Source organism: Peribacillus sp. FSL K6-1552 (assembly GCF_038005205.1).
GTDB classification, from domain to species: domain Bacteria; phylum Bacillota; class Bacilli; order Bacillales; family DSM-1321; genus Peribacillus; species Peribacillus butanolivorans.
The window spans coordinates 3,877,530-3,902,377 of sequence record NZ_JBBOST010000001.1 but is presented as its reverse complement, the minus strand read 5'-3'; the positions used below and the strand labels follow the sequence as shown (position 1 = coordinate 3,902,377).

The window sequence follows — 24,848 nt, the reverse complement described above, 5'->3', positions numbered from 1 at the left end:
TTTGGGCTTCTTTTTGGCGAAGTTAAGTATGAAGTAGTAAATCACTTATCATAGATCCGTGTCCTCCTCGGCATTCGATAGTTCAATTTGATCTATCGACATGTAAGAAGACACAAACTATTTTAATGAAGGCTCTTTTTTTCGGATTATTTGCCGGGTTACCACTTTTAGAAGTATACTTAAAGTGGAAAACTTTTTTTGGAGGTTTTATTTTATGATTAATGAAGAACGTTTGGTTAGCGAATTTATGGAATTAGTACAAATTGATTCTGAAACAAAAAATGAAGCCGCAATTGCCAAAGTGTTGAAAGAAAAATTCACGGCACTTGGTGTAAATGTTTTTGAAGATGATACAACGGCGGTTACTGGCCATGGTGCAGGTAATTTGGTTTGTACTCTAAAAGGTACCAAAGAGGGCGTAGATACCATTTATTTCACGTCTCATATGGATACGGTTGTGCCTGGGAACGGAATCAAGCCTTCCATTAAAGATGGATACATAGTGTCAGACGGAACGACTATTTTAGGAGCGGATGACAAAGCTGGATTAGCGGTTATGTTAGAAACGCTTAAAGTGATTAAAGAACAGAATATCGAACATGGAACGATTGAATTCATTATTACTGTTGGTGAAGAATCAGGGTTAGTTGGGGCAAAAGCACTAGATCGCTCCCTTGTGACGGCCAAATTTGGTTTTGCACTCGATAGTGATGGAAAAGTAGGAAATGTTGTGGTTGCCGCACCTACTCAGGCTAAAGTTTCAGCTGTAATTTTAGGTAAGACAGCTCATGCTGGTGTTGCTCCTGAAAAAGGCGTTTCAGCGATTACGATTGCTGCTAAGGCAATTTCAAGAATGCCCCTAGGCCGTATCGATGATGAAACAACAGCCAACATCGGACGTTTCCAAGGCGGACAGCAAACCAATATTGTTTGCGACCATGTTGAAATCTTAGCAGAAGCAAGATCCTTAATTCCTGAAAAAATGGAAAAACAGGTAGCAAGAATGAAAGAGGCATTCGAGACCGCAGCCATCGAAATGGGTGGACGGGCCGAAGTAGAAGTCAACGTCATGTATCCTGGCTTTAAATATGGAGCTGGTGATCATGTAGTCGAAATCGCGAGAAAAGCAGCAGAGAATATCGGACGTCCATGCGAGTTAGTTAAAAGTGGCGGTGGAAGTGATGCGAATGTGATTGCAGGGTTTGGAATTCCTACTGTCAATCTAGCTGTAGGCTATGAAGATATTCATACTACGAATGAGAGAATTCCTGTTGAAGAATTAACGAAGCTTGCTGAAATGGTAGTCAGTATCATTAAGGAAGTTGCTGGGGAATAGTAATCACCCTTAAAACCATTGATTGAAATAAATAAGGTGCTATTTCCAGGTAAACCTGAGACGGACATGCATGAACAGAGATGGATTGCGATAAGGACAGATGGCCTGTCCATAGGACTTGTTGTGCAAGCAGCTCGATGAAATACTTGTTTTACAGACTTACCTAATGAACAAATCGGTTTATTAGGCAATCAAAAAACTGGATATATGCAGGGGGTTGCCAGTATAGGTAACCTTTTGATTACAATCATTGATTCGCAAATATTCGTATCATCTCTAGAAGGCGTTCAAGTATTGCAGGAATATATCTACAGTCATCAATAATATGATGGCTGTTTTTCTTGGAGTAGAAGTATCATTTCAATCTGGTTACCAAGGATAAATATGGGTACCTTAAAAGAAATAGTTATTTTTAATTGGCCCTATTATAAGGTATTTTTTCTTGTACAAGGATGTGACGGTCACATGAAGGACATGTATCCCAAAAATGGCAGGGTCATTCTCCATGTAGACATGAATAGTTTCTATGCTTCAGTGGAAATGTCCTATGATGTTTCATTGAAAGGTAAGCCGCTTGCCATAGCCGGTAATGTAGAGGAAAGAAGAGGCATCATCGTCACGTGCAGCTATGAAGCAAGAAAATTCGGCGTTAAAACGACTATGCCTATTTGGCAGGCGAAAAAACTTTGCCCTCAATTAATTATTCGGAAACCGAATTTTGAACGTTATCGAAAAGCATCACTGGCTATTTTTGAGGTATTGCGACAATATACAGAGATGGTTGAACCGGTTTCCATCGATGAAGGGTATCTGGATATTAGCGAATGCGTCGAATTAGGTTCGCCTCTAGAAATTGCCAAAAGCATTCAGGAAAGAATTTATAAAACGATGGACCTTCCTTGTAGCATCGGTATTGCCCCTAATAAATTTTTGGCCAAAACTGCCTCTGATATGAAAAAGCCAATGGGCATCACCGTGTTAAGAAAAAGAGATATTTCTAAGAAGCTCTGGCCTTTACAAGTGGGCGAAATGCATGGCATCGGCAGTAAGACATCGGAAAAACTTCACTCCATCGGTATTATGACAATAGGGGACCTTGCTCATGCTCACGATAGGCAACTGAAGCAACTGCTTGGAATCAATGGCGCTCGTTTAAAGGATAGAGCAAATGGTATCGATCCTCGGGTTGTTGATCCGGAAGCGATTTTTGATCATAAAAGCATTGGGAATTCGACAACTCTCCCCCATGATTCTACTAATCAAAAGGAACTGATTGGGATATTGGAAAAGCTTTCAGAAAAGGTTGCTGTCCGATTAAAAAATAAACGTCTGCTTGGTCAGAAAATTGGTGTGACGATCCGCTATAAAGACCGTCGCACCATTACCAGAAGTAGAACAGTTCCTAATCCAGTTTTTTGGAAAATTGGATATTTTGAATAGAGCTGTTGACCTGTTTTTAAAAAATTGGAATGGGGAAGGAATTAGGCTTCTTGGTGTCACTGCTTATGATGTTATTGAAAAAGAATCGGCCTTCAAACAGCTTGATATATTTTCCTTTCAAGAAGACGCCGAAAAAGAACCTTTGTACGAAGCGATGGAACACTTGCAAAATAAGTACGGAGAAAATATTATTAAAAAGGGATTATCCTTGAAAAACCGTTCGATCGGAACAGACACAAGCTTCAGCAAAGATTTCTTTGAACAATCAAGGAGGAAAAATCCTTCTGATGACAAAGATTAGCTTATAAGTTGTGTAAAGATATAGAGAAGGGAAAGATAACCATGAAAAAACAACAGATTGGCGTTATCGGACTAGCCGTAATGGGTAAGAATCTTGCATTTAATATTGAAAGCAGAGGATATTCAATTTCCGTCTATAATCGCTCAGGATCAAAAACAGACGAAATGATGAATGAAGCAGAAGGTAAAAATGTATTTGCAGCGTATACCCTAGAAGAATTCGTGAATTCTCTGGAAACACCTCGCAAAATTTTATTGATGGTTAAAGCTGGTGCTGCAACTGATGCTACAATCGAACAATTAAAACCACTGCTTGAAAAAGGCGATATCGTCATTGATGGTGGAAATACGTTCTTTAAGGACACTCAGCGCCGTAACGAGGAATTAAGCCAGCTAGGTATTCATTTCATCGGTACGGGTGTCTCAGGAGGGGAAGAAGGAGCTTTAACAGGTCCTTCAATCATGCCTGGCGGTCAAAAAGAAGCATATGAACTTGTTGCACCAATTTTGAAGGATATTTCGGCTAAAGTAGATGGCGATGCTTGCTGTACATATATCGGATCAGATGGAGCCGGACATTATGTTAAGATGGTGCATAATGGAATTGAATATGGAGACATGCAGTTGATTTCCGAATCTTATTTCCTTTTGAAAAACCTTCTTGGTCTGACTGCTGAAGAATTCCATGAAGTGTTTACAGAATGGAATAAAGGAGAGCTTGATAGCTATTTAATCGAAATTACTGCTGATATTTTCAAAAAATATGATGATGAAACTGGCAAGCCAATGGTCGATATCATTTTAGATAAAGCAGGCCAAAAAGGAACAGGGAAATGGACAAGCCAAAGTGCCCTTGACCTTGGGGTTCCGCTTCCAATCATCACGGAATCTGTATTTGCGCGGTTTATCTCAGCAATCAAGGAAGAGCGTGTAGAAGCGAGCAAAATCCTTCGTGGACCAAAAGCTGAGTCATTTACTGGTGATAAAAAGGCATTGATTGAAAGTATTCGGAAAGCTCTATATATGAGTAAAATTTGTTCATATGCACAAGGCTTTGCCCAAATGAAGGCAGCATCCGAAGAAAATAACTGGGATCTCCAATATGGAGAAATCGCAATGATCTTCCGTGGGGGCTGTATCATTCGTGCACAATTCCTACAAAAAATCAAAGAAGCGTACGATCGTAAAGCGAACTTGAACAATCTGCTTCTTGATCCTTATTTCCAAGGTATTGTAGAAAGCTATCAAGGTGCTTTACGTGAGGTAGTTTCTACAGCAGTTATGAATGGAATTCCTGTTCCATGCTTGTCATCAGCACTTGCTTATTTTGACAGTTATCGTACAGAAACGCTACCAGCAAACCTGATTCAAGCTCAACGCGACTATTTTGGTGCACATACGTATCAACGTATCGATAAAGAAGGAACTTTCCATACAGAATGGATGGAAAAATAAATGAAAGTAGCCGGCTTAAAAGGGAGATTTCCTTTTTAAGTCGGTTTTTTTGGCCTTTTAACGCCAATGCAGTTTGGTCACTTTACCATGTAAGCCACTTTCTCCTCACATAGAACATAAAAAGGGGTGTACGAATTAAAGCATGTGGACGAAATATGGTGAATAAAATTTTATATATTGGCTGGAGAAGGATAAAATGGTAATGTTATACTGGTAATAAATAGGGCCTTTGTATTTTCTTTTTTGATAAAAATCATAGTATTATATGTCATTTAATCTTGTTCTTTAGGTTTAAACACCTGCAATATAAGGAATGAAGATCGAAGGATACAGTATGACGTTAAGAGAGAGAGAAGGAGCGGGTAACTGTGTATATCATTTGGGTGGCTTTAGCTATAATGTTATTTTTTATTGCCTTTGAATTTGGTGTATCATTTTGGCTTAATTCAGAAACAGATAAAGAAATGTCAAAATCCAAGGAAATGATTCATACTATCCGAGCGAAATTAGTCAGGAAGAGTGCCTCATGAATAGAGAAGAGGATGCAGATTCACTGCATCCTCTTTATTATTTAATTAATCATTTTTCTTTTCTGATTTCTCGATTTGCCACCAAATATGTCCATCTTCGGCTAGAAGCTCATCGGATGCAAGGGGGCCTGTCGATCCTGCTTCATAATTAGGGAACGATTCTTCTTTAGTATTTTCCCATGCATTAGAAATGGTGTCGACAAACTTCCATGAAAGGGCCACTTCGTCCCAGTGTGTGAAGTTTGTAGCATCTCCACGCATGCTGTCAAACAATAGCTTCTCATAGGCTTCAGGAGAGTTAATATGTTCAATTCCTTTGTTGGAGACGGTAAGCTTCACAGGCTTCGTATTCGACGTTGTCCCAGATTTTTTAACATTTAAGTATAGAGTGATTCCTTCATCAGGCTGGATATGGATAACGAGAAGATTCGGGTTCAAGGTTTCTTCCGTTTTATAATACAGATTCATTGGAATATCTTTAAATTGGACGACAATTTTTGTTGATTTTACATCCATTCGCTTACCTGTTCGGATATAAAAGGGAACACCGGCCCAGCGGAAGTTATCAATCATCAATTTACCTGCAACATAGGTTTCTGTGTTGGAATCTGGATTTACGTTCAATTCATCGCGATAAGCCGAAAGTGTTTGTGCGCCTACTTTACCGCTGCCATATTGACCACGGACAAAGTATTGATTGACTTCTTCCACTTTCATTGGCCGAAGCGAACGCAGTGCTCGTACTTTTTCGCTGCGTATCTCTTCTGTTGTCAAAGCAATCGGAGGTTCCATAGCAAGTAGGGCAACCATCTGCAGCAGATGGTTTTGGACCATATCTCTAAGGGCACCGCTGGTTTCATAGTAACGACCCCGTTCTTCAACCCCTAGCGTTTCGCTTGATGTAACTTGAATGTTAGAAATATAGCGGTTATTCCAAAGCGGTTCAAAGAGCGCATTGGAAAAACGAATGACTTCAATATTCTGAACCATTTCTTTTCCTAGGTAATGATCGATTCGATAGATTTCATCTTCAGCGAAAGCGGTACGAATTTGCTCATTCAATATTTGTGCTGTTTCGAAACTGTGTCCAAACGGCTTTTCTATGACAAGACGCTTATAGCCAGTCGTATCAGTCAAGCCCTGTGCTTTAATCTGCTCGGCAATTGTCCCGAAAAACTCCGGTGCCATCGCTAAATAAAAGATTCTATTACCTTCTAATTGATACTGTCCGTCTAAATTTTCAGCAAAACCTTTTAACTTCAAATACGATTCAGAGCTCGTTACATCATGAGAATGATAATGGAAATGGGAAATGAATTCATCGACTCTTTCTTCCGCATGTCCGAACGTAAGGATGGATTCTTTAACACTTGATTGAAACTCCTCGGTGGACAATGGTCTTCTTGCTACACCAACGACCGCAAATTTGTTGATTTTCTGTTTTTGAAATAGTCGATATATGGAAGGAAACAGTTTCCGTTTCGCTAAATCTCCGGTAGCACCAAAAATCATGATTAATGCTGTGGGTTTATTGTTTTCTGTCATGTTAAAACCTCAACTTTCCGTTAATTCCGTCGTATGAAGTTGGAATTTCTGTATATGTACCAATTTCTAATTTTACGGTTAGCTTACCCTCAAAGCAATCAATTTGCGCATTTTTTCTCATATTTCATGAAAAGTTTAAAATGGCTCTAGTTTTAAAAGAGTCATAAATGAAAGAGCACCTTTGTTATGCTATAGTTAAATTATAAAGTTTTTGCAACGGAGGTAGGAATGTGGATTTTGTTTTATTAGGTACAGGCGCTGGTGTTCCTGCAAAAGCGCGTAATGTGACGGCAATCGCTCTTCAATTATTGGAAGAACGAGGAACGGTTTGGTTATTCGATTGTGGGGAAGCAACACAGCATCAAATTTTAAAAACGGCAGTTAAACCGCGTAAAATAGAAAAGATTTTTATTACCCATTTACATGGTGACCATATCTTTGGGCTTCCTGGTTTATTAAGTAGCAGGTCTTTTCAGGGCGGGGTAGAAAAATTGACTGTGTATGGCCCAAAAGGTATTGATGCCTATATTACGACAAGCTTACAAGTCAGTGGCACTCATTTAAAATATCCATTAGAAATTATTGAAATAGAGGAAGGCATAGTGTTTGAGGACGAGCAGTTTACAGTGATTGCTTTGTCTCTTGATCACGGTATTTATAGTGTCGGTTACCGAATTGTAGAGAAAGACCGTCCAGGAAGCTTACTTGTAGACCAGTTGCTTCAGGAAGGTGTGAAGCCGGGACCTCTTTTTAAAGCGTTGAAAAACGGTGAAATGGTCCGACTCGACGATGGTCGCGTCTTGAATGGAAAAGATTATCTTGGTGATCCTCAAAAAGGTCGGATAATCACAGTTCTTGGTGATACAAGAGTATGCAGTAATGCTCTTATTCTTGCTGAATCTGCGGATTTTCTTGTTCATGAAGCTACCTTTTCGGCAGAAGAAACTGAAATGGCATCGGCCTATTTTCATTCGACCACCGTGCAGGCTGCAGAAACGGCGATGAAAGCAGGAGCTAAGCAGCTAATTCTTACTCATATTAGTTCTCGCTACACTCTCGAGGATTCGGAACGGCTAAAAGAGGAAAGTAAGGCAATTTTCGCAAACACGATAATGGCAGAAGATTTAATGGCGATTAAAATTCCCTTATATGTAGAGGAATAGAGAAGCTGAAATCAAAGCGATTGTTTGATATAATAATTCAATTGTTTATTGGATATACAAAGGAGTGTAAAAAATGACTGACCAAAGCAATCTACATACTAAGGCAATGGATTTTCTTTTAAAAACAAGCCGGACTTTTTTCATTCCAATCAGCTACCTTCCAAAGGGATTACAGGAAGCCATTGGAGCTGCTTACCTTTGCATGCGGGCTATCGATGAAATTGAAGACCATCCCGAATTGCCTGCCGATAGTAAGATTTCCTTATTACAGACTATCAGTGAGCTGCTTAAGACTGATGATTATAGTGAAAAGGAACTTCAGACCTTGTTTGAACCGTATAAGGACGATTTACCGGAAGTGACCTTGCTTCTTTCGGATTGGATTCAATATTGTCCGCCTAGTGCGACCGCAAAAGTCTTGAGCTCGACACAGGAAATGGCCAAAGGCATGGCAAAGTGGGTTGCGAAGGACTGGCAGATACACAATAAGGAAGAGCTTGATGATTACACATATTATGTTGCGGGTTTAGTTGGAGTCATGCTATCTGATATTTGGAACTGGTATGATGGAACTGAAACAGATCGTGATCTTGCTATTGCATTTGGCCGTGGACTTCAAACTGTTAATATTCTTCGAAACCGTGAGGAAGATGCAGAGCGCGGTGTTAACTTTTATCCAGATGGTTGGGGTTTCGACGAGATGCTTGCCTATACGGAACATAATCTTGCATTAGCTGATACGTATATAGCAGAGATTGAAACAAAGGAAATTATCCAATTCTGTAAAATACCATTAGAATTGGCAAAAGCTACTTTAAAAGCTTTGAAAGAAGGAAAAGAAAAAATCGACCGGGCGACTGTTACCAAAATTGTTAACCAAGTCGTCGAACACTGACATTTTAGTATGCTGCTGTGAAAGTAATAATAACTTTCACAGCAGCTTTTTTTATTGTTTTAAACATAAAAACTTGTAAAATTCTAAAAAGTTAAAAAATATATTGATATAATTGAGAATAAACGATTATAATTTAGTAAATAAAAGCGTAAAAGCTGCCATCTTAGAAAGGCAGAATCTTAAAATAAGAAAAAAGCGGGGGGAAAATATGATGAAGAAATTATATTCGACTGCAGCAATGACCTTAGTAGCGGGATTATTACTGGCAGGCTGTGGAAATGACAAAGCGAATGATACTGCGAAAAATGAAAGCGGTAAGGATACCTTCAATATTGGGGTAACACAAATCGTTCAGCATGATTCACTGGATCAAGCATATGAAGGGTTTCAGGCTGCATTGAAGGATAGTGACATCAATGCCAAGTATAATCTTCAGGTGGCACAAGGGGATCAAAACAACAGTCAGACGATTGCCAATAACTTCGTTGGGGATAAAGTGGATTTGATTTTTGCAAATTCGACTCCAAGTGCATTAAGTGCTTTAAATGCAACAAAGGATATTCCTATTGTATTTACATCTGTAACGGATCCAGTCGCAGCCGAACTTGTTACATCCCTGGATAAACCAGGTGGAAATGTGACGGGTACGACGGATTCTCATCCGGAAGCCATTGCAAAATCTATGAAATTCCTAGCAGAAGAACTTGGCGCCAAAACCATTGGGACCGTTTATAATACAGGGGAACAAAATTCGGTCGTCCAAATAAAAAACGTAAAAGCGGAAGCGAAAAAAGCCGGATTAAAAGTCGTGGAAGCATCTGTCTCGACTTCTGCTGAGGTCAAACAGGCAGCAGAATCATTAATCGGGAAAGCAGATGCTTTCTATATCATTACTGATAATACAGTAGTCTCAGCATTGGAATCAGTCATTTCGGTGGCGAATGATCAAGATATTCCATTATTTGTTGGTGAACTTGATTCTGTGAAAGCTGGTGGTTTCGCAGCCTATGGCTTCAGTTACTATGATATTGGCTATGAGGCAGGACAAAAAGCGGTTGAAATCTTAAAGGATGGTAAAAAACCGGGAGACATCGCCGTTCAATATCCACAAAAGTTGAAATTGGTTATTAATGAAACAGCAGCAAAAGGTATGGGTGTTGAAATAAAAGAAGAATGGAAAGCAGATGCTGAGTTTGTAAAATAAACTCTGCTTTAGTTCAGGGAAGGAAGAAAAAAATGTTCTCAGCCTTATTCAACTCTTTTGAGTCGGGAATGATTTATGCGATTATGGCACTTGGTGTCTATTTAACATTTAGGATTCTCGACTTCCCGGATATGACAGTGGAAGGTAGTTTTGTGACAGGGGCCTCTGTTGCCGCTATTATGATTGTTAACGGTTTCTCGCCGATTGTAGCCACGTTTTGTGCCATGGTTGCCGGGTTTATCGCAGGGACAATGACGGGACTGCTGCATACGAAAGGGAAAATTAATCCACTTCTTGCAGGAATTTTAATGATGATTGCCCTATATTCTATCAATTTAAGAATTATGGGTGCATCGAACATTCCGTTGCTTTCTCAAACAACAATTATCACGAATATTCAGGATGCTTGGGCTGGCACTGGGTTGGACAATATGTTGAATGGTCTATTATCAATCATGGGCCTTGGTGATAGTTTGCCAAAAACATGGGCTATTTTAATTGTGATGCTTATTGTAGCTGTAATTATTCAGGCTGGAATGTCTGCATTTTTAAAAACGGAAATTGGTCTTGCACTACGTGCGACAGGTGACAATGAAGCCATGGTTAAGAGTTTTTCCGCCCATACAGGTAATATGAAGATTTTAGGACTCGCAATTGGAAATGCACTTGTTGCTTTCTCTGGATCTTTAGTTGCTCAATATAACGGTTTTAGTGATATTGGGATGGGGATTGGAATCATTGTCATTGGATTGGCATCCGTCATTATTGGGGAAGCGTTATTCGGTGCAAAAACGATTGCGCGGGCGACGCTTGCAGTTATTGGTGGAGCGATTATATACCGGATCGTCGTTACTTTGGCACTTCGTGTAGAATTCCTTGATACGGGTGATGTTAAATTAATTACCGCGCTTATCGTGGTTGGAGCACTTGTTATTCCAAAAATTTCTGATAAACAAAAAGAAAAAAGCCGCAAGAAAAAGCGTCTCAAAGAATTACAGATGCGTCATATCGAGACTTTATCGAAGGGGGGATAAGAATTTGCTGCAACTAAATCAGATTTATAAGGTCTTCAATGAAGGCACACCGGATGAGAAGTTGGCCCTTGGAAATCTTGCATTGCAAATGACAAAGGGTGAATTTGTAACGGTCATTGGCAGTAACGGCGCAGGTAAATCGACGTTGATGAATATGATATCCGGTAAGATTCTCCCTGATGCCGGTGAAGTCATCATTGATGGCGAAAATGTGTCGACAATTGAGGAGCATGCTCGTGCGAAAATGATTGGCCGTGTTTTTCAAGATCCGATGCTTGGTACAGCCCCGCATATGACCATTGAGGAAAATATGGCCATTGCCTATGGCAGAACTAATAGAAGAGGCTTTGGCTTTGGGGTGACAAAAAAAAGGAAAGCACTTTTTAAAGAAAGTTTGAGTACGCTTCATTTAGGCTTGGAAAATCGAATGAGTGCAAAAGTCGGATTATTATCGGGAGGGGAGCGCCAGGCATTATCATTGCTGATGGCCACCTTTACCGATCCTAAAATCCTGCTTCTAGATGAACATACAGCTGCTCTTGATCCCTCTAGAGCAGAGCTCGTTACAAATCTGACGAAGGAAATCGTTGAAAAAAACCAGTTAACGACACTTATGGTGACTCATAATATGCAGCAGGCAATAGATCTTGGAAATTCATTAATCATGATGGATAAAGGTCAAATCATTTTTGAAGCAAGGGGCGTCGAAAAGCAGGAGCTTACCGTTGAAAAACTGCTGAACGAATTCCAGCGTATTAAAGGTGAAAAAATGCTCAACGACCGTGCTGTGCTTATTTAAATGATGAAAAGGCCCGTCCCTTAGGTGAAAGTTTAACCTTGGGGCCGCGGCCTTTTTATATTTGAGGTAATTACTAGCTTGGGTTCTTGAACTATTTGTGAGTTCGAAGAGTCATGGGCTAAAGGATGTACATCGAGGTCTAATGGTATTTGTATGATCTTAAATTTGCAGGTAGAAGAAGGAAGGCTATCATATTCTTTGGTATTAATCGTTGACGGCTGTGCTCTTCGAAGAAGCATCACGTTCAGTTATTTCCAAAAATCGTTTTCATGAATGGCCATTTCTTCGTTTTTTTAGTGGCAGCCGTTTCTTCAGCAGCCAGAAAATAATCGATTGGCGGAACTTTTTTTGTTTCTAACTCTTCAATACGTGCTTCAAGCTTCTTAACGAGTTTCTGTAAGTCTTCCATATCGCTTCTGTGCTGTAAAATTTGATAGGAGACAACGTCATCAGCTTTTGTCTTTAGTCCATTTTCAAGCCTAACAATCCTTTCTATCATTCGATCATGTTCTTTATTCGTTTCGGAATGTTGTTTCTGTACTGTTGCCTTTCTAATCTTTTTCTCTGATATGCTGACCTTTTGGAGAATGATTCCTTCGTTCAGCTGATCTTGAACTTTTCTCAATAATGCAATGTCATCGTCTGAAAACTGATAGTGTCCGAGCTGATTTCGTTCTACCTCCATATTCAATTGGGTAACCCAGCGTTGAATCGTACTATGGGAAACGTTCAGTAACCGGGCAACTGCACTTGTATTCATCGAGATTCCCCCTTTTGTGTGTAGAATTCGAGATGGAAGAGGCAATTCCTTTACAGATGACAAAACAAGTAATCATTCGGCAAAGAAAGTGAATTTCCTACGTAATTTGCATCCATATGGATTATTAAAGGAATCACTTCGGCATTTCTGCTCCTTTGTTAAAGGTTGATAAAGAATGGATTTTTTAGAGCTATTTTAGTAACAGTGATGAAGTGATAAAAAAAGGAAAAAAATTCTAAGCGTCGAACTATCATATGAAGAAATAAAATGGGGGGGACAAGTATGAACAGAATAAACCTTATTACTTTAGGGGTTAGAGATATTAATAAATCTCTAAGATTTTATAGGGATGGATTAGGATTCCATACACCTAGTGAAGAGGACAATCCTGCTGTTGTTTTTTTTAATAATGCAGGAACAAAACTTGCTTTATATCCTATAGAAGAGTTAGCAAAAGACATTAATGAGAAAGAACAGCCTAAACGGAATGGATTTTCAGGTGTTACTTTTGCTTATAACGCTAAATCAATTGAAGAAGTTGATGACATTATTAAAAAGGCTGAAAAGGCTGGAGGAATAATCGAGAAATTACCACAACGTGTTTTTTGGGGAGGATATAGCGGCTATTTTTCAGACCTCGATGGTTACTATTGGGAAGTTGCGTATTCGGAGGATTGGAGTTTTGATGAAGCAGATATGCTGATTATTAAGTAATAGTTATCAACAATTGAAGGGAATTGGTCCCTTTTTGCTGAGATAACAAAAAACAACGTTTTAGTGTTTCTCTTGTTCTGGTAAATTCCTTAACAGGTACTAGCTTCCTACATAAATAGGCTGTTGGCTTAACACTTCCGATTATGGGGTGTAAGTCAACAGCCTATTATGATGTGCTTTTTACTGCGGTACTACATACTTAGCGAGCTCTTTGCTAATTTGATTACCCATCCGCTTAGATTGCTCGGTCGCTTCTTCAACACAGGCAATGAACGCTTCCTGGACTTGATGCGCTTGAAGTGCTTTCAAACCGGCTTCTGTAGTTCCACCGGGTGATGTTACTTCCTTTCGAAGCACGGCAGGAGTTTTCGGTGATTTCTGCAACATCTCAGCCGCACCTATCAGTGTCTGAAGGATTAATTGCTTTGCGGTTTCAGAATCGAGCCCTATTGATTCTGCTGACTTTTCTAATGCCTCGACCAAGTAATAAATATAAGCGGGGCCGCTCCCAGATAAGCCTGTTACGGCATCGAGCTGCGTTTCTTCAACAATGGAAACCGATCCTACCGTTTCAAAAAGGGTAATCGCTGTTTGTAATTGTACTTCGTCTGTATGACTATTCGCTGCAAGAGCCGTTGCTGATCTTCCGACAGCTGCGGATGTATTAGGCATAGCGCGGACGATGGAGACCTGCTTATCGGCAATTCCTTCTAAACTAGTTGTATGAACCCCTGCCACAACGGAAATGAACAGCATTTCTTCGTGAATGTATTCTTTTATTGATTGCATCGTTTCTAAAATATCTTTCGGCTTCACTGCTAGTACGACTAGATTTGCATCTTGTAGTAATTGCTGCAGTGACCTTGTTGCAGTCACACCGTATTGCTTCTTTAAATAATCAAATCGTTCATCATTTGATTTATTTGTAACAAAAATATTTTCTGAGTCAATTACCTGTTGAGTGACCAATCCCGAAATGATTGCTTCCGCCATCGATCCAGCTCCGATAAATGCGATCTTTTTCATACTTCTCGCTCCTTCTGTACATGCTATTTATGGTCCGCTTATTTGAAAAATAAAAAGACCCCTCATCCGATAAAGGACGAAAGGTCTAGCTTCCGTGGTACCACCTTTGTTCAACTTTCCATAAAAAATAAATAGAAAAGCTGCACTTGAATCCTCTAACGCGGGATTTACGTCAGGTTTTCCTGAAGGCTCATAAGGTAGGTTCAATAATGAGAGGGCGATGAAGCCTTTCAGCACTTTCCGAGCTTCACTCTCTTTACGCCATCAATAAATTTACTTGGCCTTAATCACAGCCATTCCGTCTTTAATTACTTGTGATTATGAAGGATGCATCAGTACTCTGTCAATGATAATATATGTTTTAGCTTCAAAAAAAATACGTGAATTATGTGAAAATAATGACAATATTTAAGAATACATGTAAAATGGTAATTAAACATTCATTTTCTTGATAAATGGACAGGTTTATCGGTATTGTGTATAAAAAGATTTATATAAATATAATATTTTAAGGTGGAAATGATTATGGTGAATTGGAATGGAGATATTGCTAAACTGGCTTTGCCAACACCGTTTGCAGTTGGCGATGTAAATGTTTATGTAGTTAAAGGGGATGCTTTAACTTTAATTGATACTGGCGTTAAAACAAAACAATCAAAAGAAGTTTTGACTTACGGGCTTGGAGAATTGGGGCTAAAACTGTCTGATATCGAACAAATCATCTTGACCCATCATCATCCGGACCATGCCGGTGCACTCGATTTCTTTGATAAGGAAGTTCCTGTTTACGGACATAAAAATAATCAGCGGTGGCTGACTATCAGTGATGAGTTCCTTGAAACCCATAATCGTTTTTTTCTGGACTATGCTACGAAGTTTGGAGTAGCTGAAGAGTTGAAAAATAATTTGATTCATTACCGCGACGAAATCAAATTCCTTAGTGAAAGAAAGTTACAGGGGTTTTTAGCTGAGGGAGATGAACTTCCTGGACTTCCAGGATGGCGAGCGATCGAGACTCTTGGACATGCTCAAAGTCATTTATCCTTTTACCGTGAAAGTGATGGCTTGATGATTGCGGGTGACCACTTACTTGCGAAAATTTCACCTAATCCGTTAATGGAACCGCCTTTACTTCCGGGCGGTGACCGTCCACGTCCGTTACTGCAATACAACGCTTCGCTTCAGAAATTCTTAGGAATATCTATATCCACTGTATACTCTGGGCATGGATCTGAAGTGGATGGAGACGCGGTTGCTGATTTGATTCAATATAGATTTGAGCGGCAGCATAATCGGGCCATGCAGGTGAAAAGTATGCTTCAAGATAAACCTTTATCAGCATTTGAAGTGTGTCAGCAGCTTTTCCCGAAAGTATATCTTCAGGAAGTCGGCCTAACACTATCGGAAACGATCGGTCAGCTAGACTATCTAGAAGATTTGGGTGAAATCGAAACAGAAACTCAATCAGGGGTAATTCTGTATTCAATCGCTTAAACGTTCTCGAGGAGGATAATTTTTTGAATAAGTTGCAAGGGAAAGTTATTGTAATTACCGGGGCTTCCGGAGGGATTGGCAAGGAAGTGGCGATTCAAGCAGCAAAGCAGGGAGGGCGCCTTGTTCTCTTGGCTAGAAGCCTGGATAAATTACATCAGCTAAGGGATGAACTAACTAATCAATATGGTGTTGATGCATATGCATATAAACTTGATGTGGCAGACACCGACCAGGTGGAAATGGTATTTGGCGATATCCATGCTCAAATCGGTGAGGTGGATGTATTGGTTAACAATGCTGGTTTCGGCACGTTTAAAGAAGCCCTAGATACAGAATTAGATGAGACAAAAGCGATGTTTGCTGTCAATGTGATTGGATTGATGGCCTGCACAAAGCTAGTACTCCCTTATATGAAGCAGCGAAAATCGGGGCACATCATTAATATTGCCTCACAGGCCGGTAAAATTGCCACTCCCAAATCTACATTGTATTCTTCGACCAAGTTTGCGGTGCTTGGCTATTCAAACGCGCTTCGACTTGAACTAATGGAAGATCATGTTTTTGTGACCACCGTCAATCCTGGGCCAATAGAAACGAATTTCTTTAGCATTGCGGATGAATCTGGGACATATGTGAAAAATATCGAAAAATTTATGCTTAAGCCGGGGGATGTCGCAGCCAAAATCGTGGAGGCTATGCTGACTAATAAGAGGGAAATCAACCTCCCTGGCTGGATGGATTTAGCTGGGAAATGGTATAACATGTTTCCAAGAATCACCGAGACTTTTGGGAAAAAAGCATTTTTTAAAAAATAGGCTAAACTGTTGATATCGGGACAAAACGAACGGTGGTCTATAATTAAAAGGGGGACTGTCAAATGACATTCCTCTTTTTTGTATGAAGGAAAGCTAGAAAAATGGAGGAGCTGGGACATAAGTCCCTTTTACAAGAGGTTCAGTTTATTTTCAGATAAATTAGTAACTCTTTTACTGGAAAATTCGTCTATTTTATAGGGGGGATTTTCATGAAGATGATGTTAAACCTTTTTGTATATACACTAGTGGCTTTTATTCTGGGAAGCTGTCAATCCTCTTCAGAAAAGAACACGCAGGAGGCCATTGATAAGGGGGAAGAAGGCTTTATTACGGATCTAGACGATAATCGGATTTTGATTAAAGGGACGTACTACAAGGTAACCAATCGTACATATATACAAGATCAACATGGGAAGGACCTCAGCTACTCGGACTTGGTTATCGGGATGAAAGTAAAACCATGGCATCGGGGTGGTATTAAGAAAACATATCCTGCGAAAGCGGAAGCAGAATTGATTCGCGTGCTAACGGACGAAAAGAGCTTGGAGGAACAAAAGGCGGTAACTGCTGCAATTGAGCACATGAGCAAAGCGGAAAGTCAGCGATTCATGGTACTTGAAGTCATGCATTTACCTTCAGAGCATGTGTATAACATCGAAATGATGAATCGTTCTAACTTAGATTCATCATTTATAGTGACTGTAGAAGATTTCACGGATGAAATTTTATATATAAAATAAACCGGACAGAATCATATATAAATTCTGTCCGGTTTATTTTTAGCCTATGTTCTTATCAGTATTTTATAAAGTTTTCGCACCTAGGTATTTCGGTTTCCAATAAGAATTATCCATATCAGTGATGGTTATTCCTTTTGAAGACGTAGCACTAATGAATTGACCATTTCCGATATAGATTCCAACATGTGATACTCCTGTTCTTCCAGAAGAAGTATCAAAGAATACAAGATCACCTTTAGATGGTGAAGATACTTTTAAACCAGTATTGGAATAGAGCAATGATGTTGTACGTGGTAAGGTAATTCCTTGTGATTTCTGAAATACATAATAGACGAAGCCTGAGCAGTCGAATCCAGTTGGTGTTGTTCCGCCCCATTTGTAGGGTTTGCCTATTAAGGTTTTTGCATAGCTGATCAAGCTTGTATTATTGACCTTATAAACACCAAGCGCATTAAATGTGCCACGGCCGGCAATTCCGTCGGCAGTTAACCCTTTGGCTTTTTGGAATTTTTTTACTGCGGACACAGAATAGGTGCCATAATATGTAGTCAGTGAACCTGAATATGTGAAATAACCTTTAGTTTTTAAAAGTTGTTGTAGTTGTTTGACATCGCTATGAGTCATTCCGGGTCTGAGGGTTTGATCTCCAATATTTGCAAAGGCTTGCAGTGGGGTTAGCATCATTGCAGAAGCAACGGCAGCTGAAGCAATCCATTTCTTCATAATTCTCATTTCCTCTCTCTCTCTCTATCTTTCTATTATTCTTTACAATATTATCCTACAATACCATTGTGACAATACGACATATTTTTGATTACAGTTTCATTACAAAAGATGGGCAGTAAGACTAAAATAAGATTAGACTAAAGGCTATTGAAAAGGGATGTTGTTTTAAATGAATAATGGGAATTTAGTTGTATTTTGAATTATTCAAGATACTAATTAATCTATTTCTAAAGAAACTATTTGGTTATAATGTATTTTTATGGAAAATGAGTATTTATTAGGGTTATTTTGTTTTTTGAAGGCGATTACCTTAAAAAGTAGAAATTTGTAATAAAACTTCCATTGAAAGAGAACGTATATTCGGTTAAAGTTATGGATATAATAAAAAGCGAACGTATATTCTTATTAGGGTGAAGAAATGATGGATTATAGGACGATGCCGAAACAATCAATTATGTGTATCGATATGAAAAGTTTTTATGCAAGCTGTTCAGCGGTCATGCTTGGTTTGAATCCACTCGAATGTTATCTAGCGGTGGTTGGTGATTTGAATAGGACGGGTAGCATTGTGCTTGCGGCTTCTCCAAAAATGAAGAGGGAATTTGGTATTAAGACAGGTTCGCGGATGTTTGAGATCCCGAATGATCCAAGAATTGTCCTCGTTGAACCTAAAATGGCAACCTATTTAAGGATTTCGACGGAAATTACCCGCTTGTTCAACCGCTATGTCCCGAAAGAAGCGATTCATGTATATAGTGTGGACGAAAGTTTTGTGAAAGTCGATGGAGCCGCTTCTTTATGGGGAGACACCCGGGTGATAGCTGAAAAAATAAGAGATGAAATCGAACGGGAATTGCAACTCCCATGTGCCATTGGAATTGGGCCAAACATGCTGATGGCGAAGCTTTGCCTTGATTTGGAGGCCAAACATAAAGGGATTGCCGAATGGAAGTATGAAGATGTTCCAAACAAACTTTGGCCGATTTCTCCGCTTCGTGAAATGTGGGGGATCGGAAGACGCGTAGAAAAAACTCTTCATGGAATGGGGATATTTTCGGTTGGCCAGCTTGCCAATTATGATCTTGAATTACTTGAAGCGAAGTTTGGAATTATGGGCAATCAGCTCTACCACCACGCTTGGGGAATAGATTTATCGGATATGGGAGCAGCGATTATTGAAGGACAGGTCAGCTTTGGCAAAAGTCAAATTCTACTGCGGGATTATAAGGAGGAGCATGAGGTCAAGCAGGTCATAGTGGAAATTTGCGAAGAAGTTGGAAGAAGGGCACGTACCCATCGAAAGGCAGGAAGGACGGTCAGTCTAAGCATTGGCTACAGCAAGAATGAGTTTGGCGGAGGTTTTCACCGTTCTCGTTCGATTAACGAACCGACTAACATTATGATGGAGTTATATAAAGTCTGTCTGGAGCTTTTTCATGAGAACTATAATAAGCAAAAAACAGTTCGAAGCATAGCAGTCACGCTCTCAAATATTGTGGATGATAACGAGATGCAGCTGACTTTATTTGATGCTTCGCGCTGGAAAAAACGGGAGTTGGGTTATACGGTTGACCGGATTCGCCATAAATATGGATCAAAATCACTGTTGCGTGCGGTTTCGTATACAGAAGGAGGTACAGCTGTTTACCGAAGTAGGCTGCTTGGTGGGCATAAGGCGTGATAGAAAGCTCAGTAGTGACAAATGATTTTATATAATAATGTCACACAAAATGCAATGGAAAAGTGGGTGTTTCGAGGTGATTCGCGACAGGGGCCGTATCAAATGGGTTTCAATGATGTTACCAGAACATGTAAAATTACTAAGAGAATATAATGAAGGTCTGGATAAAGTCGAAAAGCCGGTTTTAGATGAACAAAAATATGAAGAATTCAATGAAATTATCTGTAGGGCCATGGAAGAGAACATTACTCTACAATTTACTTATTATCAAAAAGGTGAAATTAAAAAATTTCTTGGTAATATTCATTATATCGATGGACTAAAAGGAGAATTACGAATTATTAGTCATGCATCCGAGAAGTGTATCTTAAAGTTAGTAAACATTATTGAAATTGAATATTAAGTATGATTTTTGGTTTAATTGCCATTGAAAAATAGGGATAGCCTGTTTTTTAAAACAAAAGGATTGATCAAAACAGGCTATTTCTACGATTTAACCAACTAGATAGTAAGGCAAGTTAAAATTTCATAGCTCCCCGAACGAAAATTCGGACAGCATTCAGGTTATTTCTCAATGAATGCACGCAAATGACTGATAAAGTTTAAAATTTGAAAATGGATTTTCGCCATTTCTTCTACCGTTTGCTCTTCGCAATTATCCAGCCACTCCTGGATTACACCTAAAATGGCTGATGTCATAAAGGCGTGCATATAATTACGAAAAGCATCATTTTGTGCTGCTGGATGTTGACGAATTAAACGTTCTAATAGTATTTCACCAAATACATGCTTCAATTTTTTGGCAAAAGAGGGGTCTCCGTGATCGCCAAGAATGGCACGAAATGCACTGGCATGCTCACTAATGAATTGAAAAATCGCTATAAAGGGTGGATATAGTTGTTGCTGATGGAGGGCTAAAAAAGCTTCTTTTGGTAGAATAGAAGTAATGCGTAATTGAAGTTCTACTAACAATTCCTGTTGTAAGTGATCCATCAACTCATATTTATCTGCATAATGCAAATAGAATGTACCTCGATTAATGCTCGCGCGATCTGCAATTTTTTTCACCGATACATGCTGAAATCCTTCTTTTTCAACAAGTGCGATAAAATGCTGTTGAATCTGCAGTTTCGTTTTTTGAGCCTTTTGCTCATGAATCGTCGCCATCGAATTTCTCCTTCACTAAACAGTCTTCAAAAATGTGTTGATTGTATTTGACCAAATACTACCTTAGAATGTTGATACATTCAACACCGTGTTAATTATAAAAGAGGAAGGGTGTGCGTGCAGTGAATGCGATTACCATTGAGGAAATTGCTAAAGGTTTTAAACACAAAAAAGTCATTCAGCCATTAAACCTAAATATTGCAGAAAGAAAAATTTTCGGCTTATTAGGACCATCTGGTTGCGGGAAAACGACCTTAATTAAAATGATTGTCGGTATGATGAAGCCGGACACTGGAAAAATCACAGTGCTTGATTGTGAAGTGCCAAATGAAGCATTGCTATCAGAAATCGGCTATATGGCGCAGTCCGATGCCTTATATACAGAGCTGACGGGTGCTGAAAACCTTGAATTTTTTGCAAAGCTTTACCGTTTATCGAAAAAGGAACAAAGAGAACGCATTCAGTATGCAGCTGAAATTGTACAGTTAACGAATGATTTGTCTATTCGGGTTGCATATTATTCTGGGGGCATGAAGCGTCGCCTGTCACTTGCTATTGCCCTTATCCAAAATCCGAAAATTCTAATTTTGGATGAACCAACTGTCGGTATGGACCCTGTGTTGAAACAATCCATCTGGAAGGAATTAGAACGTTTAAAAAATGATGAGCATAAAACAATCCTCATTACAACGCATGTAATGGATGAAGCAGAACGTTGCGATAATCTAGCGATGCTGCGTGAAGGGAAAATCATCGCATCCGGCACACCTGCCGCATTAAAGACACAATACGGGGTACAAACGTTTGATGAAGTGTTTTTAAAGATAGTAGGTGAGCTGTAATGCGGATTACATCTCTTGTTACACGAATTACACGACAAATGCTCCGAGATCGAAGAACACTCGCATTGCTCTTCTTTGCACCATTGCTCATCTTAACACTCATGTATTTTATTTTTCATTCAGAAGCGAGTGATTTAAAAATCGTTGTTACAGGTAGTAATGAAAACATCGCTGAAGCATTGAAACAAGCAGATTTTCAAGTAACGGTTGCCAAGCATTTTTCAAAAGAGAGCATGGCCAAAAATAACATCGACGGCTGGCTGCAATTTGAAAATGGCAACATGAAGCTGACCCTTTTAAACGATGAACCGTCTCGTGCAAAGGCCGTTCAAATGCAATTAGCGCAAGGCTTGCAAGGAGATGCAAACAATCCTTCGATTGATGCGCATTATGTGTATGGTGATGCCGATACGAAGATTTTTGATATTTTTAGTCCTATGCTCGTGGGCTTTTTCGTTTTCTTCTTTGTTTTTTTAATAGCGGGGATTGCGCTGCTAAAGGAACGTACAAGTGGTACATTAGAACGGTTACTTGTGACACCGATTAAACGATATGAAATTGTTGCAGGCTATGTAATTGGATATGGTTTGTTTGCACTCATTCAAACTATAATTGTTGTACTATACGCGGTAAATGTACTGGATATTGTGCTCGTCGGCTCCATTTGGCTCGTTTTATTGACGAATATTCTCGTCGCGCTTGTGGCATTATCCCTCGGTACATTGTTATCAAGTTTCGCAACATCTGAATTTCAAATGGTACAATTTATTCCACTCGTCATCGTGCCACAAATCTTCTTTACGGGTATTTTTCCATTAGATGGTATGGCAGACTGGCTGCAGCAAATTGGCAAAATCATGCCGCTTTACTACGCGTCGGATGCATTGAACGGTATTATGTACAAAGGCTTAACCTTCGCTGAGGTAGTGATGGATTTACTCATTCTCCTTGCATTTGCCGTTGTTTTTATCACTTTCAATATTTTGAGTTTGAAAAAATATCGTGCCTTATAAATGAGAGGAGTTGTAAGCTACTATTTCTTTATGGAGTTGAATCAGGAATTTGAAGGAACCCGTTTGGCGGGATTCATAATGATAATGAGCTTATCCAAAGATCCATATCGTCGCTTGTTTTTAACAGGTTCACTATATCCGTCTCGCCGATATAGCGGGCGTAAGGTTAATAGAATAATAGTGGAAGGGCTGTTTCCTAGAGATAGGCCTTTTTATCGAAAATAAGAGGAAATATGAGTAACATTGGGCTGTGATTTTCTTAATGGAAGCAACATTGGTGGAAAGGACCTTCATTTGAGTATCTTGAAAATGGCATAAAGCAGTTTCATTAACAGAAACGTTTTTATCGTTTATAATGAGGGAACGAAAACACATGAGGAGGTATGTAAATCATGTATATTGAATGGACGGAAAGAGCGGCAGATAAAATAGCCGATAAGATACAGGGGCAAGAAGGATTTTTACAGTTAAAATATGACACAGATGGCTGTGGCTGCGTTGTGAGTGGTGTGACAGCCCTATGGTTAGTCAACGAACTTGATGAAGGTAACGAGAGAGTGGAAACAAACGGAATCTCTCTATACGTAGAAAAGTCAAAAATGATTTTTCTGGATGAAGTTATGAAAATAGACTTTGTACCGGAAGCGAACAGCTTTCAGTTAAAAAGTCCGAATCAAATCTTAAATCCGAGAATGAGCTACTTTAATAAAATCTAAAAGAAGAAAAAGAGAGGATATCAAGCTTTCATGATAGGTATCCTCTCTTTTTCTATCTCAATACAAGCTGTTTAAGAAACTGATCAATTTGTTCTTCATATTCTTTTGGATTTTCATTATAAGATTGAGCGTGGGCGCCCTTTTTAGCAATGTACAGCTGCTTTGGCCCCTCTTTTGCTGCATATAATTCCGTTGTCATGGAAACGGGGATAAAGGTATCATATTCACTATGAATGAACAGTACTGGTTTTTTAATATTTTTTATATAATTGATCGGTGACACTTCTTTAGTCCAATATCCGTCACGAAGTTTGATGAACGTACGACCAAGCGGAAACACGGTCCAAGATGGTAAAGGGATTTCCGCGCTGATTTGGTGTTTGATCTGCTCCTCAAAGTTTGAAAATGGGCAATCGGCAATGTAAAAATCAGCGCCATCTTCGAGCATCCCGGCATACAGAAGCAGAGTTGCGGCTCCCATGGATTCCCCATGAATGCCAATTTGAAGGTCGTCGGAGCCTTTACGTCTTTTCAATTCGTCGATCACGGCCTTCAAATCGAATTTTTCATAATGGCCATAACTGCTAGTCTTACCACCAGAATCTCCATGACGGCGATGATCATAAATGATAGCATTGAAGCCGCGCTTAAGAAAAATGTTCATGTACTTAATCGAATTAATTTTGTTCTCCGTCACACCATGAGAAATAATAATCCACTTATTCGTCTCAAACGGTTCGATAAACAAACATTTCAAGGGATATCCGGATGGTGAAGGTACCCAGATTTCAGTTTTAGGTAGGATATCAAAATCCTCTTTAATTAGACGTTTAGCCATAATTTCACGATTCTGGATAAAATCATCTTCCTTCTTTTTCATGTACATGATCCGATTAGAAAAATAAATGCCGACGCCGATGATATAGGTCAGAATTCCAGCCAATGCAAGCCACCATTTTTTCATGAAAATCCTCCTCAGTTATTTTCTTTATTTTACCATGAGGGAAATGGAGAAAACACTGTTTGAAAATCATAACGAGAGAAACCGCAGTCGTGATATAATAATTTCATAATGGCTAGGAGGTTTTAGGGATGAAAAAGAAACAGCCGCGGAATCAAAATCAAAGCAAAATACAAGATAAAGAGTCATCATCATTGAAACTTGGTGATATGCTTAATCAAGATATCATGTCCCAGCTTCGTCAAAAGCAAAAAGAACTGAATGATGCTGAACAAGAGAAAAAAGCAGCGGAAGAAGAAAAAAAACGCGAAGAAAGAAAACGGCGTGAGAAAAATAAATCATTCGAAGAGCTGCTGGGAGAAAGTAATCTTAACTGGAAGAACTATAAATAATGTAAAAAGGGAGCAGACTTGGTACTGTCTCCCTTTTTGATAAACCACTCTTTCTGAAAGAGTACGCCGATATTTATTCAATAACGAATATTGCTTTATT

The 24,848-nt window shown here is 39.3% G+C and carries 23 protein-coding genes and 1 pseudogene; 18 read left to right on the top strand and 6 right to left on the bottom strand.

The genetic code is table 11. The features are described 5' to 3' along the window. The first annotated feature begins 214 nt into the window (after positions 1 to 214). The 3 genes and pseudogenes from NST21_RS18705 to gndA all read left to right on the top strand — a co-directional run bounded on the left by NST21_RS18705 (position 215) and on the right by gndA (position 4,531). On the top strand, positions 215 to 1,336 hold the full coding sequence (locus NST21_RS18705; protein ID WP_053346883.1) for a tripeptidase T: 1,122 nt from the start codon (positions 215 to 217) through the stop codon (positions 1,334 to 1,336). Between the two features lie 465 nt (positions 1,337 to 1,801). Continuing rightward, positions 1,802 to 3,077: pseudogene (locus NST21_RS18700) on the top strand (DNA polymerase IV). A 41-nt stretch (positions 3,078 to 3,118) separates the two neighbouring features. Continuing rightward, positions 3,119 to 4,531: an NADP-dependent phosphogluconate dehydrogenase gene (gene gndA / locus NST21_RS18695; protein ID WP_056525267.1), complete on the top strand. Its 1,413-nt coding sequence runs from the start codon at positions 3,119 to 3,121 to the stop codon at positions 4,529 to 4,531. Between the two features lie 575 nt (positions 4,532 to 5,106). On the opposite strand, the gene zwf is transcribed toward gndA, so the two are convergent. Continuing rightward, the gene (gene zwf / locus NST21_RS18690; protein WP_340890646.1) at positions 5,107 to 6,606 is read right to left on the bottom strand and encodes a glucose-6-phosphate dehydrogenase; all 1,500 of its coding nucleotides are present in this window, start codon (positions 6,604 to 6,606) and stop codon (positions 5,107 to 5,109) included. A gap of 230 nt (positions 6,607 to 6,836) precedes the next feature. Between zwf and rnz the strand changes: the two genes are divergently transcribed. The 5 genes from rnz (at position 6,837) to NST21_RS18665 (ending at position 11,701) form a co-directional block, all read left to right on the top strand. Beyond that, positions 6,837 to 7,769 carry a ribonuclease Z gene (rnz, locus tag NST21_RS18685; RefSeq protein WP_340890645.1) on the top strand — a complete coding sequence of 311 codons (933 nt, stop codon included), beginning with the start codon at positions 6,837 to 6,839 and terminating at the stop codon, positions 7,767 to 7,769. A gap of 73 nt (positions 7,770 to 7,842) precedes the next feature. After that, positions 7,843 to 8,664, top strand: coding sequence for a phytoene/squalene synthase family protein (locus tag NST21_RS18680; RefSeq protein ID WP_340890643.1), 822 nt, complete (start codon positions 7,843 to 7,845; stop codon positions 8,662 to 8,664). Positions 8,665 to 8,872: 208 nt separating this feature from the next. Beyond that, positions 8,873 to 9,868 carry an ABC transporter substrate-binding protein gene (locus tag NST21_RS18675; RefSeq protein WP_340890641.1) on the top strand — a complete coding sequence of 332 codons (996 nt, stop codon included), beginning with the start codon at positions 8,873 to 8,875 and terminating at the stop codon, positions 9,866 to 9,868. A gap of 32 nt (positions 9,869 to 9,900) precedes the next feature. After that, entirely contained in the window at positions 9,901 to 10,902 is a 1,002-nt protein-coding gene (locus tag NST21_RS18670) for an ABC transporter permease (RefSeq protein WP_053346876.1), read from the top strand. Positions 10,903 to 10,906: 4 nt separating this feature from the next. Continuing rightward, positions 10,907 to 11,701 carry an ABC transporter ATP-binding protein gene (locus NST21_RS18665; RefSeq protein WP_056525252.1) on the top strand — a complete coding sequence of 265 codons (795 nt, stop codon included), beginning with the start codon at positions 10,907 to 10,909 and terminating at the stop codon, positions 11,699 to 11,701. A gap of 244 nt (positions 11,702 to 11,945) precedes the next feature. Here the strand turns inward: NST21_RS18665 and NST21_RS18660 are convergent, their stop codons facing one another. Continuing rightward, positions 11,946 to 12,461 carry a MerR family transcriptional regulator gene (locus tag NST21_RS18660; RefSeq protein WP_053346874.1) on the bottom strand — a complete coding sequence of 172 codons (516 nt, stop codon included), beginning with the start codon at positions 12,459 to 12,461 and terminating at the stop codon, positions 11,946 to 11,948. Between the two features lie 282 nt (positions 12,462 to 12,743). On the opposite strand from NST21_RS18660, the gene NST21_RS18655 reads away from it, so the two are divergent. Then, positions 12,744 to 13,175 carry a VOC family protein gene (locus NST21_RS18655; protein WP_053346873.1) on the top strand — a complete coding sequence of 144 codons (432 nt, stop codon included), beginning with the start codon at positions 12,744 to 12,746 and terminating at the stop codon, positions 13,173 to 13,175. A 180-nt stretch (positions 13,176 to 13,355) separates the two neighbouring features. On the opposite strand, the gene proC is transcribed toward NST21_RS18655, so the two are convergent. After that, a complete protein-coding gene (proC, locus tag NST21_RS18650) occupies positions 13,356 to 14,201 on the bottom strand; it encodes a pyrroline-5-carboxylate reductase (protein ID WP_201185720.1) in 846 nt (281 codons plus the stop codon). 525 nt (positions 14,202 to 14,726) lie between these two features. Here proC and NST21_RS18645 point away from each other — a divergent pair. The 3 genes from NST21_RS18645 (at position 14,727) to NST21_RS18635 (ending at position 17,250) form a co-directional block, all read left to right on the top strand. Next, positions 14,727 to 15,695 carry an MBL fold metallo-hydrolase gene (locus tag NST21_RS18645; protein WP_056525236.1) on the top strand — a complete coding sequence of 323 codons (969 nt, stop codon included), beginning with the start codon at positions 14,727 to 14,729 and terminating at the stop codon, positions 15,693 to 15,695. 23 nt (positions 15,696 to 15,718) lie between these two features. After that, entirely contained in the window at positions 15,719 to 16,510 is a 792-nt protein-coding gene (locus NST21_RS18640; RefSeq protein WP_340890638.1) for an SDR family NAD(P)-dependent oxidoreductase, read from the top strand. Between the two features lie 209 nt (positions 16,511 to 16,719). Next, on the top strand, positions 16,720 to 17,250 hold the full coding sequence (locus tag NST21_RS18635; RefSeq protein ID WP_340890637.1) for a hypothetical protein: 531 nt from the start codon (positions 16,720 to 16,722) through the stop codon (positions 17,248 to 17,250). Between the two features lie 63 nt (positions 17,251 to 17,313). Here the strand turns inward: NST21_RS18635 and NST21_RS18630 are convergent, their stop codons facing one another. Next, positions 17,314 to 17,982, bottom strand: coding sequence for a C40 family peptidase (locus NST21_RS18630; RefSeq protein ID WP_321175413.1), 669 nt, complete (start codon positions 17,980 to 17,982; stop codon positions 17,314 to 17,316). 412 nt (positions 17,983 to 18,394) lie between these two features. Between NST21_RS18630 and NST21_RS18625 the strand changes: the two genes are divergently transcribed. Together NST21_RS18625 and NST21_RS18620 are read left to right on the top strand one after the other, a co-directional pair. Beyond that, positions 18,395 to 19,657 carry a Y-family DNA polymerase gene (locus NST21_RS18625; protein ID WP_340890634.1) on the top strand — a complete coding sequence of 421 codons (1,263 nt, stop codon included), beginning with the start codon at positions 18,395 to 18,397 and terminating at the stop codon, positions 19,655 to 19,657. Positions 19,658 to 19,733: 76 nt separating this feature from the next. Continuing rightward, the gene (locus NST21_RS18620) at positions 19,734 to 20,060 is read left to right on the top strand and encodes a YolD-like family protein (RefSeq protein ID WP_056525225.1); all 327 of its coding nucleotides are present in this window, start codon (positions 19,734 to 19,736) and stop codon (positions 20,058 to 20,060) included. Between the two features lie 161 nt (positions 20,061 to 20,221). Here the strand turns inward: NST21_RS18620 and NST21_RS18615 are convergent, their stop codons facing one another. Continuing rightward, positions 20,222 to 20,824, bottom strand: coding sequence for a TetR/AcrR family transcriptional regulator (locus NST21_RS18615; protein WP_340890630.1), 603 nt, complete (start codon positions 20,822 to 20,824; stop codon positions 20,222 to 20,224). A gap of 113 nt (positions 20,825 to 20,937) precedes the next feature. Here NST21_RS18615 and NST21_RS18610 point away from each other — a divergent pair, with 113 nt between their 5' ends. The 3 genes from NST21_RS18610 (at position 20,938) to NST21_RS18600 (ending at position 23,395) form a co-directional block, all read left to right on the top strand. Beyond that, entirely contained in the window at positions 20,938 to 21,666 is a 729-nt protein-coding gene (locus NST21_RS18610; RefSeq protein ID WP_376182662.1) for an ABC transporter ATP-binding protein, read from the top strand. Then, positions 21,666 to 22,679 carry an ABC transporter permease gene (locus NST21_RS18605; protein ID WP_098176786.1) on the top strand — a complete coding sequence of 338 codons (1,014 nt, stop codon included), beginning with the start codon at positions 21,666 to 21,668 and terminating at the stop codon, positions 22,677 to 22,679. The genes NST21_RS18610 and NST21_RS18605 overlap by 1 nt, the downstream gene beginning before the upstream one ends. A gap of 392 nt (positions 22,680 to 23,071) precedes the next feature. Continuing rightward, a complete protein-coding gene (locus NST21_RS18600) occupies positions 23,072 to 23,395 on the top strand; it encodes an iron-sulfur cluster biosynthesis family protein (protein WP_053346861.1) in 324 nt (107 codons plus the stop codon). A gap of 52 nt (positions 23,396 to 23,447) precedes the next feature. Here NST21_RS18600 and NST21_RS18595 read toward each other — a convergent pair whose 3' ends face one another. Then, complete coding sequence (locus NST21_RS18595; protein ID WP_340890626.1) at positions 23,448 to 24,359, bottom strand: alpha/beta hydrolase; 912 nt, start codon at positions 24,357 to 24,359, stop codon at positions 23,448 to 23,450. A 128-nt stretch (positions 24,360 to 24,487) separates the two neighbouring features. On the opposite strand from NST21_RS18595, the gene NST21_RS18590 reads away from it, so the two are divergent. After that, positions 24,488 to 24,748, top strand: coding sequence for a YqkE family protein (locus NST21_RS18590; protein ID WP_056525217.1), 261 nt, complete (start codon positions 24,488 to 24,490; stop codon positions 24,746 to 24,748). The last annotated feature ends 100 nt before the right edge of the window (positions 24,749 to 24,848 follow it).